The sequence below is a fragment of the Polaribacter sp. PL03 genome (assembly GCF_033875165.1).
Taxonomy (GTDB): domain Bacteria; phylum Bacteroidota; class Bacteroidia; order Flavobacteriales; family Flavobacteriaceae; genus Polaribacter.
Genome location: NZ_JAWZSV010000003.1, coordinates 240,065 through 258,081 on the forward strand (window position 1 = coordinate 240,065; position 18,017 = coordinate 258,081).

The following is an 18,017-nucleotide window of genomic DNA, read 5'->3' on the forward strand; positions in this document are numbered from 1 at the left end:
AAAAAAATCCAACTCAAAAGAGTTGGATTTTAATCTGTATTAGTAGCTCTAAAATAGCTGCATTTTTTATAATTCTAATAAACCGTTAGTAGCTTTAACTCCAACAGCAGATGCTGCTAAATGTTCTTTTTCAGCATTACTTAAGTTAATTTCGACAATACTTTCAATTCCGTTTTTACCTAAAACAACAGGAACTCCAATACATAAATCGTTTAAACCATATTCACCTTCTAATAAAGTAGAACAAGGAAATATTTTTTTAGTATCACAAGCAATTGCTTGTACCATGCCAGAAACTGCAGCTCCAGGAGCATACCAAGCAGAAGTACCTAATAAACCAGTTAATGTAGCTCCACCAACTTTAGTGTCTTGCATAACTTGTTCTAATCTTTCTTCAGAAATAAATTCTGAAACAGGTATAGAGTTTCTTGTAGCTAATCTAGTTAAAGGAACCATTCCTTTATCTGAATGCCCTCCAATTACCATTCCATCAACGTCAGAAATAGGTGCACCTAAAGCTTCTGCTAATCTGTATTTAAAACGTGCAGAATCTAAAGCTCCACCCATTCCAATAATTCTATTTTTAGGAATTCCTGTAGTTTTATGAACTAAATAAGTCATAGTATCCATAGGATTAGAAACAACAATAATAATTGTGTTAGGAGAATGCTCTATTAAATTAGCAGAAACCATTTTTACAATTCCAGCATTAATTCCAATTAACTCTTCACGAGTCATTCCTGGTTTTCTAGGAATTCCAGAAGTAATTACACAAATGTCAGAATTTGCAGTTTTAGAATAATCGTTTGTACTTCCAGAGATTTTAGTGTCAAAACCATTTAAAGAAGCAGTTTGCATTAAATCCATAGCTTTACCTTCTGCAAAACCTTCTTTAATATCTAAAATAACAACTTCAGAAGCAAAATCTTTAATAGCAATATATTCTGCACAACTAGCACCTACTGCACCTGCACCAACAACTGTAACTTTCATATTTTTATATTTTAATTATTTTTAATATATACACCGCTAAAATACAAATTTTTAGATGATTTTTTAGTTAATTTAAAGCAAAAAAAGACATCTAAACTAGATGTCTTTTTTTGTTATAATTTAAAATATAATTATCTAATACTTATAGCAACACCTAAATTAGCCGTATTGTATTCTTGCAAAGTATAGCTTCCAAATATTTTGAAAAAACCTAAGCTTAATCTAGCTCCTATAGTTGATTTGAATCCACTAGCATCGAACTTAGAATTTATTGGGTCATTAATTGTTCTTGATTGAAGTCCGTAATTTAACTTATATTCTCCTAGCATTTTAAGAGTAGAGCTTCCAGAACCATAACCTACACCACCATATATATTTATAATAGGAAAGTTTAAAGAAGCAATTGCTTCAACTGTATAAGAGTTAAGTTTAAATTCAGCAATTCCATTTTCTACAGTAACTTCGTCACTGTTTTCTATTTTATAGTCTACATTCATTGTTGTATAAGCTGCAAGTAAAGAAACGTGTAAAGGCGTTTTTCCTATAGGACCAAACCAATCTGTAATTTCTTTCTTTATACCAATACCTAATAAGTCTCCTTTTACATCATCTGAACCTACTTTTGGTACTAATCTTAAACTTACTTCAAATTTAGCAGGCAACCCTAAGCTTAATTGCACTGCAGGAGCAGGAACAGCATTTAGTGGTAAGCTCTCTTTTACACCACCAGGTGCATTAAATGTTGTAGTGTAATTAACGCCTCCTTCATTTATATTTACTGTTGTAATTGGTGTTGTATCTTCTGAACCAGCAACAGTTGCAGCAGAAATACTACCTCCGGTTGCTTGGTTTATTGACGTTAAACCAGATAAGTTAAACATTTCATCTTCTTCTGGTACTAAAGATGCATTTAAGCCAATTGAAATATCAAAACCAAAAGGTTTGTGCACTTTTGCTGTATGGTACCAACCGTTATTCATTCCATAAATTAACCCTTTCATTGCAGGATTAATATAAGCTTCAATTAGTTTGGTTCTATCGTTGCTGTTTGCTAAAAGGTATCCTTCAAAGCCTTCTTGCGCATTTGTGTTGAATCCTAAGGCGAAAGCGCCTAAAATAAATAAAATTGATTTTTTCATATTAAAAAAGTTTAATTAATGCTCTTTAACAATTATGGGTTTATAGGGCGAATATATAAAATTATGTTAAAGTAAATATTATGAATGTATTGTTTTACTTAAAAAATAGGGGAAATACTTAGTTATAGGTATCAAAAAAAAACCTCAACTTATAGGTTGAGGTTTCTTTTTATTTATTAAATTAATTGTGAAATCTACACATCAATTTTTGCATATTTTGCATTTCTTTCAATGAAGTCTCTACGTGGTGGTACTTCATCTCCCATTAGCATAGAGAAAACTCTATCTGCTTCTGCAGGACTATCAATTACAACTTTACGTAATGTTCTAAACTCAGGATTCATTGTTGTGTCCCAAAGTTGTTCTGCATTCATCTCTCCAAGACCTTTATAACGCTGAATTGTTGCAGATCCACCCATTTGCTGAACAATTAAATCACGTTGATCATCATCCCAGGCGTATTCTCTTTTTTGACCTTTTTTAACTAAGTATAAAGGAGGTGTTGCAATGTAAATATAACCTTGCTCTACCATTTCTTTCATATATCTAAAAAAGAATGTTAATATTAAGGTAGCAATATGCGATCCATCTACATCGGCATCACACATAATAACTACTTTATGATATCTTACTTTTGTTAAGTTTAATGCTCTTGGGTCTTCTTCAGTACCTATAGAAACACCTAAAGCTGTAAACATGTTTTTGATTTCTTCGTTTTCAAAAACTTTATGTTGCATTGCTTTCTCAACATTCAAAATCTTCCCACGTAGTGGTAAAATTGCTTGAAAATTTCTATCTCTACCTTGTTTTGCTGTTCCACCTGCCGAATCTCCCTCAACTAAGAAAATTTCACATTGAGCTGGGTCGGTTTCTGAACAATCTGATAATTTACCAGGTAAACCACCAATAGACATTACCGTTTTACGTTGTACCATTTCTCTGGCTTTACGTGCTGCGTGTCTTGCGGTTGCTGCTAAAATTACTTTCTGAACAATTGTTTTAGCGTCGTTAGGATTCTCTTCTAAATAATTAGTTAACATTTCTGAAACTGCTTGCGATACTGCAGCAGAAACTTCCCTGTTTCCTAATTTTGTTTTTGTTTGTCCTTCAAACTGTGGTTCTGCTACTTTTACAGAAACAATAGCTGTTAATCCTTCACGGAAATCATCACCAGCAATATCGAATTTTACATTTTTTAATAAACCAGATTCGTCAGCATACTTTTTTAAAGTACCCGTTAAACCACGTCTAAAACCAGATAAATGTGTTCCTCCTTCATGCGTGTTAATGTTGTTTACATAAGAGTGTAAATTTTCTGCATAAGAAGTATTGTAAACCATGGCAACTTCAACAGGAATACCGTTTTTTTCGCCTTCCATAGAAATTATTTGCGAAGTCAATTGCTCGCGCGTAGAATCTAAATATTTTATAAATTCTGGTAAACCTTCATCAGAATGAAAAACTTCAGAAATAAAGTTTCCTTCATCGTCTGTTTCACGTTTATCGGTTAAAGTAATTGTAATTCCTTTATTTAAAAACGATAACTCACGCATACGAGTAGCTAAAGTCTCGTAATTAAATACTGTAGTTTGTTTAAAAATAGAATCGTCTGGTAAAAAAGTAACAATTGTACCTGTAAAATCTGTTTCACCAATTGTTTTTACTGGGTATAAAGCTTTTCCTTGAGAGTATTCTTGTCTCCAAACCTTACCTTCTTTATGAACTGTAGCAACTAAAAGGTTAGAAAGTGCATTTACACAAGAAACACCAACACCGTGTAAACCACCAGAAACTTTATAAGAGTCTTTATCGAATTTACCACCGGCACCAATTTTAGTCATTACTACTTGTAAAGCAGAAACGCCTTCTTTTTCGTGCATTCCAACAGGAATACCACGTCCGTTATCTTTTGTTGTAACAGAATTATCTTCGTTTATTGTAACATCAATAGTATCACAATAACCACCCATTGCTTCATCAATAGAGTTATCTACAACTTCGTACACTAAATGGTGTAAACCACGTACGCCAACATCTCCAATATACATTGAAGGACGCATTCTTACGTGTTCCATTCCTTCTAATGCCTGAATACTGGAAGCATCATAATTCTTTTTTTTCTCTTCGCTCATTATATAAAGTGAATTATTAGTTTTTAGATTGATTAAACTCGTCTTTGTTAAACAAGTTTAGTAAACTCAAATTTACAATTTTTATAAATCATTTAAAAGCTTTTTAGTGATTTTGAATCATATTTGTAGTAATTTCTTGATTTTTTAAAAATGCTTTAAATCGCCTTAAAATGGCTTTAAATTTAAATTTAATTTTTTTTATTGAAGCTGTAATTTAGAAAATATAGAAAGTAGCTTAAAACTTTTATTTTAAAATTATAAAACAAAATCATTTATCTTTTTAATGTGGTATTAAGTCGTTTTTTAGTTTGTAAGCACATAGTCTAGTAATGGTAGGTTAAATTAAAAAACGAGACTAAAAATAAACAGCTACTTTGTTTAAGTGTTTAAATAGATAAAAATCAATTGATAAAGATAGAATCGTTTTTTAGTAAAAGGAAACAGTATTCATGTGTTAAAGATACGGTGTTATTGTTTCGTAAATTATATGTAAACTGTTATTTTAAAGTAGTAGAAAGGTAACTTTTGTATGATTTTAAGTTAACAATAGTTTTGTGATACAGAGATAAATTTGCAGTCGAATTTAATCATAAACTGAAAAAAATGCATTTTAAATTTTTACTTACTTTTTTAACATTATTTAGTGTTACTATAATTAATAGTCAGAATACAGGCGTATTAAAAGGAGTTATAACAACAGAACAAGGAGAACCTATAATGGGTGCAAATGTGCATATAAAAAGTTTATCTGTGGGCACAACTTCCAATGAAGACGGAGCGTTTATTATAAAAAGAATTGCGAGTAATTCTTACAATATTGAGGTTTCTTATCTAGGATACAACACAATTATTAAGAAAATTACCATTAGTAATTCACAGACAATTATGAATTTCATATTAAAAGAAAGTTCATATATGTTAGAAGGTGTTGTTATTACATCTCAAAAAAGAGAGCAAAAGAACAAAGATGTTCCTATTGCGATAACTTCTTACGGAACCGATTTTATAGAAAACCAAGGAACTTTTGAATATGATGCTTTGTCGGAATACGTACCTGGTTTTCAAGTACAAATTCAAAGTGTAAACAACCCAGGTATTGTTATTAGGGGAATTACAAGTGATAGTGGAGATTCTAGGGTAGAACCAAGAGTATCTATTTTTCAAGATGGTGTTTCTATAAGTAAATCTAGAGGTTCTGTGGTAGAATTATATGATATAGAACGTGTAGAAGTATTAAAAGGACCACAAGGAACCTTGTTTGGTAGAGGAGCACAAATTGGCGCAATGCATATCATTCAGAACAAAGCAAAAAATGAAACATCTGGTGCTGTAAAAGTTGGTTATGGTAACTTTAATCAGTTTTTAGCAACAGGTCATTATAATGCGCCTTTAGTAGATGATAAATTATTTTTTAGAGCTGCTGCTATTTATAATAAAAGAGATGGTTTTATTAAAAATATTTCTGGAGGAAATTTAAACGGAAAAGAAACTGTTGCTTTTAGAACTTCTTTTAAATATTTAATAAATGATGATACAACTTTAGATCTTATTGCAAACTGGCAAAAAGATACGCCTCCAGGAACTTCTTTTAAAAGTGGCACTTTTGCACCTTTAAAGGGAGATACAAACCCAAATACTTTTGCAGATTTAGAAAGAGGAGAAGAATTAGGTTTAGATAGAACTGTTTATGGAGTTACAGCTATTTTAAAGCATGAGTTAAATGATACTTGGGATGTAACTTCTACAACTGCGTATCGAAAATTTAATTCGGATGAGGCTTTTGATGCCGATGGAACGGTTGCTCCGGCTTTATTTTTTCATGAAATATCAAAAGGAAAACAATTTAGCCAAGAATTTAGATTTAATTTTGATACTGATGATAAATTTAGAGGTTTTTTTGGAACCAATTTCTTTTATGAAGATGGTTCGCAACATGTGCCTTGGGAATATAATGAGCAAAGTGTGGCTATGTTATTTTTAAATCCTACTTTTTTAGTTTCAAACGGATTTTCAGTTTTGTCGCCAAATTTACCAGATGATCCTGCTACTTTTGGAGCCCTTTCTGGTGCTTTTTTAAAGCAATTTAATACAGAGTCTAATACAAATTTCGGAGAAAATTATTCTGGAGATGTTTTTGCAGATGCTTCTTATGATCTTACAGATAAACTTTCTGTTACTTTAGGTTTAAGAGCTACTTTAGAAAACATTAATGCAGGGTATCAAGTAACAGATTCAGAAAATCCTTCTGCTTTAAGTTATTTATTAGGAAACAATCCTAATGTGTTATTTACATCTACAAATGGTAAAAAAATAGAAGCCAGTGAAACTTTCTTATCAGCAGTTGGTCGTTTTGCTATAAATTATGACATAAATGATAATATTACATTATTTGGAACAACTTCTAGAGGAAGAAGACCAAATGTTATAAGTGTTACTGCAACAGAAACAAATATTTTGTCAGACGAAATTGTTTGGTCTTATGAAATAGGTGGTAAGTCGTTATTTTTAAACAATAGATTACAGTTTGATATGAATGCATACATGTATGCGTATTCTAATTTTCAAACCACAATTACTAAGTTCGAAAACGGAAACCTTGTTTCTACGCCAGAAGATAGTGGAAACGCAAGTTCATTTGGTTTTGAAGCAGCTGCGCAATATGCTTTTACAAAAAGTAGTAGTTTCTTTGCTAATTATGGTTACATAGATGCTTCTTTTGATGATAAAGATACTAATGGTAATGAGCAGGCTTTGGCAGGAAATACATTTAGATTAACACCTAAGCATTCATTCTCGATTGGTTTTAATATCAATCCAAAAATTAATGAAAATTTAGAGTTCTTTTTTAGACCAACATATACCTATAAGTCTAAAGTATTTTTTGAAGAAACAAACTTACCTAATATTTCACAAGAAGGTTTTGGTATTTTAAATTATAGAGTAGGTCTTACTATAAACAAAACATATGAACTTGGGTTTTATATGAATAATGCTTTAGATAAGCAATACATTGTTGATGCTGGTAATACTGGTGGTGCTTTCGGAATTCCGACATTTATTGCTGGAGCACCAAGATTTTTTGGAGCACAATTAAAAGTAAAATTTTAAACTTAATAATTATAATAGAAATGCTATCTATAAATATGATTTACAACATTTTTTAGATAGCATTCTTTTTTAAATTTATAAATAATGAAAAAATCGAGTATTATATTTCTTTTATTAATGCTATTTATTAGTGTTGTAAAAGGGCAAGAAGTTGTAGATTTAGCTACCTTTAAAAGTAGTATTTATCAGAAAGAAATTAATGTAGTTGGAATGAAATTAGGAAATGAAGCCAAAATAATTTGGTCTAAAGAATACAAAGAAAAAAAGTCTCCAATAGCTTTTGTTTACTTACATGGTTTTGGGGCGAGTAGTAGAGAAGGAGAACCTGTACTAAGTCTACTTTCAGAAAAATACAATGCTAATGTTTATATGTCTCGTTTAAAAGAGCATGGTTTAGATAGAGATGATAATTTTATAAACTTAACGCCAGAAAATTATATAGCTTCTGCTAAAGAGGCTTTAAGAATAGGGAAAACAATTGGTGAGAAAGTAATTTTAGTAAGTACATCTACAGGCGGAACTTTAAGTTTAAAGCTAGCTTCAGAAGATGCTACTATTGCAGGTTTAATTATGTATTCGCCATTTATAGGGCTTAAAAATCCTGCATTTGCAGCAATTCTAACTCCAGAAGGTAAAGCCGGATTTATAAAAAGTAATGGTAGTGAAATTATGAAGCAGAAAAGACCAGAAGAAGAAGCTAAATACTGGTCTACTTCTTATCATATTAACGGTTATGAGGCTTTAATAAAAATGTTAGTAAATAATATGACTTCGGATACCTTTTCGAAAGTTAAAATCCCTGTATTTGTTGGCTATTATTATAAGAATGAAGAAGAGCAAGATCAAGTAGTTTCAGTTCCTGCAATTTTAAAAATGTATGATGGTTTAGGTACTTGTGTAGATAAAAAAACTAAAGTTGCTTTTCCTGAAGCAGGAAACCATGTAATTGCATGCGATTTAAGATCTAAAGATTGGCAAGGTGTTTATAAGGAAACGGTTACTTTTATTGATGAAGTAATTTTAGAAAAAGAACAAAAGTTCGATTTTGATTTACAAGGGCATCGTGGAGCAAGAGGTTTATCACCAGAAAATACAATTCAAGCTTTTAATAAGGCGTTAGATTTAGGTGTAAATACATTAGAATTAGATGTGGTTATTAGTAAAGACAACAAGGTGGTAGTTTCTCATGAACCTTGGTTAAATGAAGAAGTAACCTTAGATGCTAAAGGAAATAAGATTACTAAAGAAACTGCTTTGGCTTTTAATATGTATAAGAATAACTACAGAAAAATAAAAAGTTATGATGTTGGTTCTATTGGGAATCCTAAATTTTTAGAGCAGAGAAAAGAAATTGCTTATAAACCGTTATTGTCTGAAGTAATTACTTTTGCTGAAGCTAAAAATAGTGAAATTCGTTATAATGTAGAAATTAAAAGTACACCTACAGATGAAGAAAAAGGATATCAACCTTCCGTTGCTGAATTCTCTAATCTTGTAATAGCGCAGTTAAAAAACTCAAAATTACCTTTAGAAAGAATAACCGTACAAAGTTTCGATCCTAGAGTTTTAGAATATATTCATAAAACATATCCAGAATTTACTTTGGCATTCTTAACGTATCAAAATAATTTTGAAACGAATCTGAAAATGTTAAGTTTTGTACCAGAAATTTATAGTCCGTATTTTATTTTATTAAATAAAGAAGAGGTTAAAAATATTCACAATAAGAATATGAAAGTGATTCCTTGGACCGTAAATAAAAAAGAAGACATGGTTAATTTGCTACATATGGATGTTGACGGAATTATTACAGATTATCCCAATATTGCAATTCCTTTAAGAAAATAAGCATTTTTAAGTAAAAGGAGTAAAATGCCTTAATTTTATCTTTGTATTTCTTTAGACATAAAAGTTAATAAGTAGTTTTTTTATAAATAGACTAACATATTTTATGATATCAGTAATTAAATATCAATATTTTATAGATTGTGTAATGGTTGTATAAAATGATAGAAAAGAGGTTTTTGTACCACATTTTCTGCATATATTTGTCAATATCAATAGATAATATGGCAATTAATAATAACAATCGTAATTTCAATAATCCTAATTTATAGGACGGAAGGTTGTTGTTTAAAAATATATAAAGCCTTCCAAATTTTTGGAAGGCTTTTTTTTTGAATCTAAAATTAAAGACATGAGTAAAATAATGACGGTAGACATTTTGTCTAGTATTAAAGGAGCGAAACCATCGGAATCGGTGAATAAATTATTTGATGTAATTAAAAATGCAAATCAGAATAATAATGCTACAAATACGGTTCATAATAATGTGGTGTCTTTAAAAGATTTAAGAGAAGATGTTGTTATTGAAAGTTCTTCTTTGGAAAAAGAAATTATTAGAGAAAACTTTCCGAGAGAAAAAAACGGATTTTTAGTTGTTGCTAAAGTGATAGAAGATTAATATGGAGTCGCAAATAAAAAAAATACATCAACAATTGATGTCTAAAGAAATTACTTGTACAAGTTTAGTGCAAGAAAAGTTAGACTTATTAAAACAAAATACACATAATACTGTAAACTCTTTATTAGAGGAAACAGCGTTGGTATTGGCTAAAAAAGTAGATACTAAAATAGAAAATGGCGAAGAAATAGGTCTTTTAGAAGGAATTCCTTTCGGGATAAAAGATGTCTATATGATGCAAGGAACGTATACAACTGCAAGTTCAGACTTGTTAAAGAAATACAAAGCTGCATACACAGCAACTTCTATTCAGAAATTATTAGATGCAGGGGCAATACCTTTAGTAAAAGAAAATTGTGATTCTTTTGGACATGGTTCTTCTTCTGAAAACACCATTTTTGGCGCAGTAAAAAATGCTGTAAATTCAGATTTAGTTGGTGGAGGTTCTAGTGGAGGTTCTGCAGTAAATGTTGCAAAAGATTTTACTGTTTTTTCAATTGGTGGAGACACTGGTGGTTCTATTCGTCAGCCAGCAGGTTATAATAAAGTATATGGGTTTAAACCAACCTATGGTAGAATTTCTCGTTACGGTTTAATGGCGTACGCATCTTCTACAGATTGTGTAGGGCCAATTGCTAAGTCTATAGAAGATATTAGAATTGTATTAAATATAATGAGTGGTAAAGATGTTAGAGATCAAACTACTTATAACTCTGAAGTAATTTCTGAAGATGTAAATTCAACAATAAAAACAGTTGGTTATTTTAAGAATTTTATTGAAAGTGAAGCAATTTCATCAGAAATAAAAGAAGGTTTTTTAGCTACTTTAGAAAAAATAAAAGCCAAAGGAATTGCAGTAAAAGAATTAGACTTCTTTAATTCAGATGTTTTAGTTTCGACTTATTACACCTTGGCGATGGCAGAAACTGCCTCTAACTTGTCTAGATTAGACGGTACAAATTACGGAGCAAGAATTGAAGGAGCGAATTTAAAAGATACGTATTCGATTACACGATCAGAAAAGTTTTCTGAAGAAACAAAAAGAAGAATTGTTGGTGGTAACCAAGTATTGTCGCAAGGTTTTTCTGATGAAATTTACTTAAAAGCACAAGACTTAAGAAACCAGATTTCGGCTAGATTTAGTGAAGATTTCGAATCTGTAGATATTATTTTGTCTCCAGTTACACCTGCAAATCCACCAAAAATTGGCGAGAGTTTAAACAATCCTTTGGCAATGTATTTGTCAGATGCTTATACCGTTGGTTTTAGTTTAGGAGAATTACCTACGTTAACCATACCAAAAGGAACTGAAACAGGATTACAAATTACAGCAGACAAGAAAAAAGATGCGGAAGTTTTACAATTTGCTAACTTCTTAAACGATATTTTATAATGGAACAAGCGCAATTAAATGAAGCTTTAAAAGCTCACGATTTAGAATTGATTATCGGTTTAGAAACGCATGTTCGTTTAAATACCAAGTCCAAATTATTTTGTTCTTGTTCCAATGAAGAAACAGAAGAACCAAATACAAATATTTGTTCTGTTTGTACAGGACAAATGGGTGTTTTACCAGCAATAAATAAAGAAGCAATTACAAAAGCTATCTATTTTGGAAAAGCAGTAAACTCTACATTTTCTAACGAGGTTACTTCTTGGGATCGTAAACATTATGAATACCCAGACAACCCGAAAAACATACAAATTACACAGTTTCACAATCCTGTAATTCCAGATGGTAACGTTTCTTGTTATAGAAATGATGGAACTGAATTTACAGTAAGTTTAACGCAAACGCATATAGAAGAAGATGCTGCAAAATTAATGCACGAGAAGAAAATTTCTTTGGTAGATTTTAATAAAGCAGGTGTTCCGTTAATAGAAATTGTTACAGATCCTTGTATTAGAAATATTGAAGATGCTTCTACATATGCACAATATATTCAAAGAATTGTTCAAAATTTAGGTATTTCTGAAGCAAATTTAGAAAAAGGAGAGTTTAAGTCTGATGTTTCTGTTTCCTTAAGAAAAATAGGAAGCACAGTTTTAAACCCAAGAACAGAAATAAAAAACTTAAATTCTTTTAAGTTTATGGTAGAAGCTTTAAAGGAAGAAATTGAAAAGCAATTAAACTACTTTACAGAGCACAAAGATTTTAGACCAGACCAAACTACGGTTTTATGGGATGCAGATTTAAAGCAAACCAAAACCATGCGTAAAAAGGAATTTGAAGCAGATTATCGTTTTATTTCTGAGCCAGATTTACCTTTTGTTGCTATAAAAAGTGTTGTAGAAAGTATTAAAATAGATACAAGTACGTTGCCTTACGCGGTAGAAACTGTTTTAATTAAAGGCGGTGTTTTACCACAAGATGCAAAGTTTTTTACTGCAGATGCAATTCGTTCTAAAACATTTATGGCCATTAATAATGCTATTCAAGATCCGTCTTTTGTTGCAAAAACATTGGTAAATAATATTGCTGCAGATGAATATGAAAACATTCATCAAATTAGCGATTTAGTTGAAATTTTTCAATTATTTAAAGCAGATAAAATAACTTCTGTTTTAGTTCAAAACGGAATAACATCTTACTTAAAAGATGCTAATTTCGATTATAAAAAATATTTTGATGACAATACTATTTCCGAAGAAAAAATACAAGATGCAATTGCAAAAGTAGTATCAGAAAATGAAGCAATTGCAACGGATATTAAAAATGGAAACCAAGGAAAAGCAGGTATTCTTGTAGGTAAAGTAATTGCAATTATTGGTAAAGGAGCTTCCGGAAAAGTAATTAGAACAGGAATTTTAGCGCAGCTTTCTGGAAAAGAGTCTGTAAACAAGAAACAAGAAGTATTAAGCGATGCTTTAGAAACTAGTAATCAAAAACTAGATACCAATAATCAAGAAGAAGAATTACCACTAGTACCAATAATAATCAAAGAAGAATATAGAACTCATAAAATATCTGAATTAACAGAGAAATCAATTTCAGAAAAAGTAACATTATCTGGTTGGGTTTCTAGTGTTAGAGATCATGGTGAGTTAATGTTTATCGATTTAAGAGACTCTAGTACTCAAATTTTTCAAGTACGTTTAAGTAGAGAGTCGTTTCCTAATTTAGATGAATTAGTGAAATTAAAAACAGAATCTGTAATTTCTGTAACAGGTATTGTTGTTCAACGTAAAGAAGATGATTATAATGCTGGTTTAAGAACAGGTAAATTAGAGTTAGAAACATCAGAATTAGAAATATTAAACCTTTCTAAAACGTTGCCTTTTGAAATTAAAAGAGCGGCGAAAAGTAATGAGAAAGTCCGTTTCGAATACAAATTTTTAGATCATAGAAATGATGAGGTTCGAAGAGCAATTGTAAACAGACATAAAGTAATTAAATTACTACGTGATATTTTAGATGAAGAAGAGTTTCTAGAAATAGAAACCCCAATTTTAACTGCTGGAACAGACGAAGGAGCTAGAGAATTTATTGTACCTACTAGAAAACAAGCAGGTTTGTTTTATACATTACCACAAGCGCCACAGCAGTTTAAACAAATGTTAATGGTTGGTGGTTTCGAAAAATATTTTCAAATAGCACGTTGTTTTAGAGATGAAGATTCTCGTGGAGACAGACAACCAGAATTTACACAATTAGATATTGAAATGGCATACGCAAGTATGCAGCAAATTATAGATTTAAACACGAAAATGTTTAATGAAGTTGTGCGTAAAATCTATGGTAAAAAATGGATTTTACATCCGTTTGAAGTAATTACCTACAAAAACGCAATGGATAAATACGGTTGTGATAGACCAGATTTACGTTATGGTTTGCAAATGCAAGACATTACAGAGATTGTAAAAGACACCACATTCCAAGTTTTTAGTAAACCAATTGAAGGCGGTGGTATTGTAAAATGTATTAAGGTTTCTGCTGAAGAGCAAGGAAACAAACGTATGTCTAAAGGGCAAATAGAAAACTTAACAGCCATTGCACAACAAAATGGTTTAGGTGGTTTAGCATATATTATTGTAAATGAAAATGATTTACAATCGCCAATAATTAAGTTTTTAGGTGAAGATATTGCAGCTAATATTATAAAAGCTACAGAAGCAAAAATAGGAGATATTGTATTCTTTTCTGCAGCAGATTATGCAACTGCAAACAAAGCGTTAGATGCCGTTCGTCAAGAAATGGGACGCATTTTAAAGTTGATAAATCCAAAAGAATTAAGACCAGCTTGGGTAGTAGATTTTCCAATGTTTGAAAAAACAGACGAAGGAAGATGGACGTTTACACACAATCCTTTTTCGATGCCAGCAATTTATGATTTAGAAAAGCATATGAATGGAGAAGGAGAGGAAATAGGTACAATTATTGCGCAACAATACGATTTAATCTTAAACGGTTATGAAATTGGTGGAGGTTCTGTTCGTGCACACAAAGCAGAAATTTTAGAAGCAACCTATAAAAATATGGGTTACGATAAAGAAGGAATGTTAAAAAGTGTTGGGACGATGTACAAAGCTTTCCAATACGGAGCGCCACCTCACGGAGGAATTGCTTGGGGTGTAGACAGATTAATGATGATTTTAGAAAAGAAAGCATCTATTAGAGAAGTAATGGCTTTCCCTAAAACAGGTTCGTCTGAAGATTTATTATTTAACGCACCTTCTATTTTGAGTGATAAAAAGGTTGAGGAAATGAATGTGAAAATTATGAGGAAATAGTTTAATTGATCTACAGATTTTTAAAAACCTGTAGGTTTAAATTTTATAAAAAAATAATTAAGAAGAAAGGTTGCCTATTTTAAAAATCTATCTTACTTTTGTTTCACAATGAAAAACAATACAATAAATACAGGTTGGTGGAACTCTCTTATATCATAAGTGAGAAGAAACCTATATGTATATAATATATTTAAAAAGGCTTATCTCACGATAAGCCTTTTTTTTATGATGATTTTTAAATCATTCAAAGTAAAAAAATAAAGAGAAATGTTCCCTCGAGCGCAGTCGAGAGGTTCGCGAAAAGTCTCGACTGCGCTCGACCAGACAAAAAGTAAAATGAAAAAATTACAATTTAAGACAATTCATAAAACAAAAATGGCAGATACAGTTACTCCAGTAGGGCTGTACTTACGTTTTAGAGATAAATTTGCTAACACGCTTTTGTTAGAAGGTTCAGATTATCACAGTAAAGAAGAAAGTTTTTCTTTTATTGCTGTAGAGCCTATTGTAACTATGAAAGTAGACGATTATCAGTTTACGGTTTCTCACAAAGGAACACAAATTGATGAGCAACCTATCAATAAAAACTTCTATGAATTATATGATAATTTCAAGAATACTTTAGAATTAGATTGTCCTGCCGAGTTAAAATCATTCAATGGTTTGTACGGTTATACAACATTCGATTCTGTTCAGTATTTCGAGAATATAAAATTCACAAACAAGAAAGCACCTTCTGCAATACCAGAAATGCAATACAGTTTTTATCGTTTTGTTATTGTTATCAATCATTTTAATGATGAAATGACACTGATAGAAAACATAGAAGAAGGAACTGAATCTCGCATACATGAAGTAGAAACTATTATAGATGCACAATCTTTTAATACACAAAAGTTCGAAATTGTAGGCGAAGAAACTTCAAATGTTACTGGCGAAGAATTTAAAGAATATGTAAGAAAAGCAAAATCGCATTGTAAAAGAGGAGACGTTTTTCAATTGGTGTTATCACGTCAATTTCAACAAAAATTTAAAGGAGACGAATTCAATGTGTATAGAGCATTACGTTCTATCAATCCGTCGCCATATTTGTTTTATTTCGATTACGGATCTTTCAAATTAATGGGCTCTTCACCAGAAGCGCAAATTAAAATATCCGCAGGTAAAGCAACTATTAATCCAATTGCAGGTACGTTTAGAAGAACTGGTGATATGGCAGAAGATATTAAATTGGGTAAAAAATTATCCGAAGATAAAAAGGAAACTGCAGAACACGTAATGTTGGTAGATTTAGCACGTAACGATTTAAGCAAACATGCAGATAAAGTTACCGTTGAGGTATTTAAAGAAGTACAATACTTTAGCCACGTAATTCATTTGGTTTCTACCGTTAGAGGCAAAATTAAAGGAAATCCGATTGAGATTGTTGGAGACACTTTTCCTGCAGGAACGCTAAGTGGCGCACCAAAATACAAGGCAATGGAGTTGATTAACAAATACGAAAATCAAACACGTGGTTTTTACGGTGGTGCAGTCGGAATTATCGGTTTAGACGGATCCGTAAATTTAGCAATTGCCATTCGTTCGTTTGTTAGTAAAAACAACGTTTTGTATTCGCAAGCCGGTGCCGGAATCGTAATTCATTCCGACGAAGCAAAAGAATTACAAGAAGTAAATAATAAGTTAGCAGCGTTAAAGAAAGCGTTGATTTTAGCAGAGAATATTTAGGGCGTTCGAGCGGGCTTTCCACTATATCTTTTTATTTTAAAAAGAAAATAAAAAGGATGCCGTTTCAATCCTTAACGCAAAAAAAAACATTAAAAGATTGAAAATTTAAAGATTCAACAATTTTTAAATTATTTAATCATTCAATTTTTGAATAACAATGAAAATATTAATTTTAGATAATTACGATTCTTTTACCTACAATTTGGTTCACATGGTAGAAAAAATTACAGGAAATTTCCCTGCAGTTTTTAGAAACGATGAAATCAGTATTGCAGACGTAGGAAACTACGACATGATTATGTTATCTCCAGGACCAGGTGTTCCAGATGAAGCAGGAATCTTAAAAGACGTAATAAAAACCTACGCAGGTGTAAAACCAATATTTGGAGTTTGCTTAGGTTTACAAGCAATTACAGAAGTTTTTGGAGGAACAATTATCAATTTAGAAGATGTTTTTCACGGCGTTGCAACAGAAATGAGGGTAACAGACAAAAACGCGACTATTTTTAAAGATGTTCCAGAAACATTTATGGCGGCACGTTACCATTCTTGGGCAGCAACAGATGACGGTTTTCCAGAAGAAATACAAGTAACGGCAAGAGATGAAGATGGATTAATTCAAGCAATTGAGCATAAAATATTTCCTATTTCTGCGGTTCAGTTTCATCCAGAATCTATTTTAACAGATGTTGGTGAGCAATTGGTAACTAACTTTATCAACGCAAATTCATAATGAAAGCAATTTTAAACAGACTTTATAACCACGAAAGATTGTCTAAATCTGAAGCAAAACAAATCTTAAAAGATATTGCTGCAGAGAATTACAATGATGCCCATTTAGCGTCGTTTATGACTGTTTTTATGATGCGTCCTATTACGGCAGACGAACTTGCAGGTTTTAGAGATGCATTAATGGAATTGGCTATAAAAGTAGATTTATCAGATTATAACACAATCGATATTGTAGGAACTGGTGGCGATGGAAAAGATACGTTTAACATATCAACCTTAACCTCTTTTATCGTTGCAGGAACCGGACAAAAAGTAGCAAAACATGGTAATTACTCAGTGTCTTCTCAATCTGGTTCTTCAGATATGCTAGAAAGTTTTGGGTACAATTTTACCAATGATGAAGCTATTTTAAGAGAACATTTAGAAAAGGCAAATATTTGTTTTTTACATGCGCCTAAATTTCATCCGGCAATGAAAGCTGTAAGTGCAACAAGAAAGGCGTTGGCATTAAAAACGTTTTTTAATATGCTAGGACCTTTGGTAAACCCTAGTTCGCCTAAAAACCATATGTTAGGTACTTTTAATTTGGAAGTTGCACGTTTGTACAATTACATTTTACAGGAAGAAGACATTAATTACGGAATTATTCATGCCTTAGATGGTTATGATGAAATTTCGTTAACAAGCGGATTTAAATTCTTTACGAAGAGAGGAGAACAAATTATAAATCCAGAAGATTTAGGACAAAAAAGGATTCAGCAATCAGAAATATTTGGAGGAAATTCAGTTGCTGATGCAGCTAAGATTTTTAAATCTATTATTGGTGGAAACGGAACAGAGGCACAAAACAATGTGGTGTTAACAAATGCTGCTTTTGCATTAACTATTGTTGATGATACAAAACCTTTTGACACGGCATTTAATGAAGCTAAAGACTCACTTTTTGGGTTAAAAGCAAAACAAACATTAGAAAAATTAGTAAGTATTTAA

11 protein-coding genes are annotated in these 18,017 nt (G+C 31.3%); 8 read left to right on the top strand and 3 right to left on the bottom strand.

The window, feature by feature from the left end; genetic code table 11:
• Nucleotides 1-66: 66 nt before the first annotated feature.
• From mdh to gyrB, 3 genes are all read right to left on the bottom strand, one after another.
• Nucleotides 67-993 (bottom strand): malate dehydrogenase, encoded by a 927-nt coding sequence (mdh, locus tag SHK09_RS07210; RefSeq protein ID WP_319810110.1) that lies wholly within the window; start codon nt 991-993, stop codon nt 67-69.
• Nucleotides 994-1,124: 131 nt separating this feature from the next.
• On the bottom strand, nt 1,125-2,132 hold the full coding sequence (locus SHK09_RS07215) for a DUF6588 family protein (RefSeq protein WP_319810111.1): 1,008 nt from the start codon (nt 2,130-2,132) through the stop codon (nt 1,125-1,127).
• A gap of 194 nt (nt 2,133-2,326) precedes the next feature.
• The gene (gene gyrB, locus SHK09_RS07220) at nt 2,327-4,264 is read right to left on the bottom strand and encodes a DNA topoisomerase (ATP-hydrolyzing) subunit B (protein ID WP_319810112.1); all 1,938 of its coding nucleotides are present in this window, start codon (nt 4,262-4,264) and stop codon (nt 2,327-2,329) included.
• Between the two features lie 603 nt (nt 4,265-4,867).
• On the opposite strand from gyrB, the gene SHK09_RS07225 reads away from it, so the two are divergent.
• The 8 genes from SHK09_RS07225 to trpD all read left to right on the top strand — a co-directional run bounded on the left by SHK09_RS07225 (nt 4,868) and on the right by trpD (nt 18,017).
• On the top strand, nt 4,868-7,372 hold the full coding sequence (locus tag SHK09_RS07225) for a TonB-dependent receptor (RefSeq protein WP_319810113.1): 2,505 nt from the start codon (nt 4,868-4,870) through the stop codon (nt 7,370-7,372).
• Nucleotides 7,373-7,456: 84 nt separating this feature from the next.
• Entirely contained in the window at nt 7,457-9,220 is a 1,764-nt protein-coding gene (locus SHK09_RS07230; protein WP_319810114.1) for a glycerophosphodiester phosphodiesterase family protein, read from the top strand.
• Between the two features lie 349 nt (nt 9,221-9,569).
• Nucleotides 9,570-9,836, top strand: a complete 267-nt coding sequence (locus tag SHK09_RS07235; RefSeq protein WP_319810115.1) for a hypothetical protein — start codon at nt 9,570-9,572, stop codon at nt 9,834-9,836.
• 1 nt (nt 9,837) lies between these two features.
• Nucleotides 9,838-11,229: an amidase family protein gene (locus tag SHK09_RS07240; RefSeq protein ID WP_319810116.1), complete on the top strand. Its 1,392-nt coding sequence runs from the start codon at nt 9,838-9,840 to the stop codon at nt 11,227-11,229.
• Entirely contained in the window at nt 11,229-14,567 is a 3,339-nt protein-coding gene (gene gatB/aspS / locus SHK09_RS07245; protein ID WP_319810117.1) for a bifunctional amidotransferase subunit GatB/aspartate--tRNA ligase AspS, read from the top strand. Before SHK09_RS07240 ends, gatB/aspS begins: the two co-directional genes overlap by 1 nt.
• Before the next feature lie 336 nt (nt 14,568-14,903).
• Nucleotides 14,904-16,295, top strand: coding sequence for an anthranilate synthase component I family protein (locus SHK09_RS07250; RefSeq protein WP_319810118.1), 1,392 nt, complete (start codon nt 14,904-14,906; stop codon nt 16,293-16,295).
• Between the two features lie 157 nt (nt 16,296-16,452).
• The gene (locus tag SHK09_RS07255; RefSeq protein ID WP_319810119.1) at nt 16,453-17,028 is read left to right on the top strand and encodes an aminodeoxychorismate/anthranilate synthase component II; all 576 of its coding nucleotides are present in this window, start codon (nt 16,453-16,455) and stop codon (nt 17,026-17,028) included.
• Nucleotides 17,028-18,017 carry an anthranilate phosphoribosyltransferase gene (gene trpD, locus SHK09_RS07260; RefSeq protein ID WP_319810120.1) on the top strand — a complete coding sequence of 330 codons (990 nt, stop codon included), beginning with the start codon at nt 17,028-17,030 and terminating at the stop codon, nt 18,015-18,017. Before SHK09_RS07255 ends, trpD begins: the two co-directional genes overlap by 1 nt.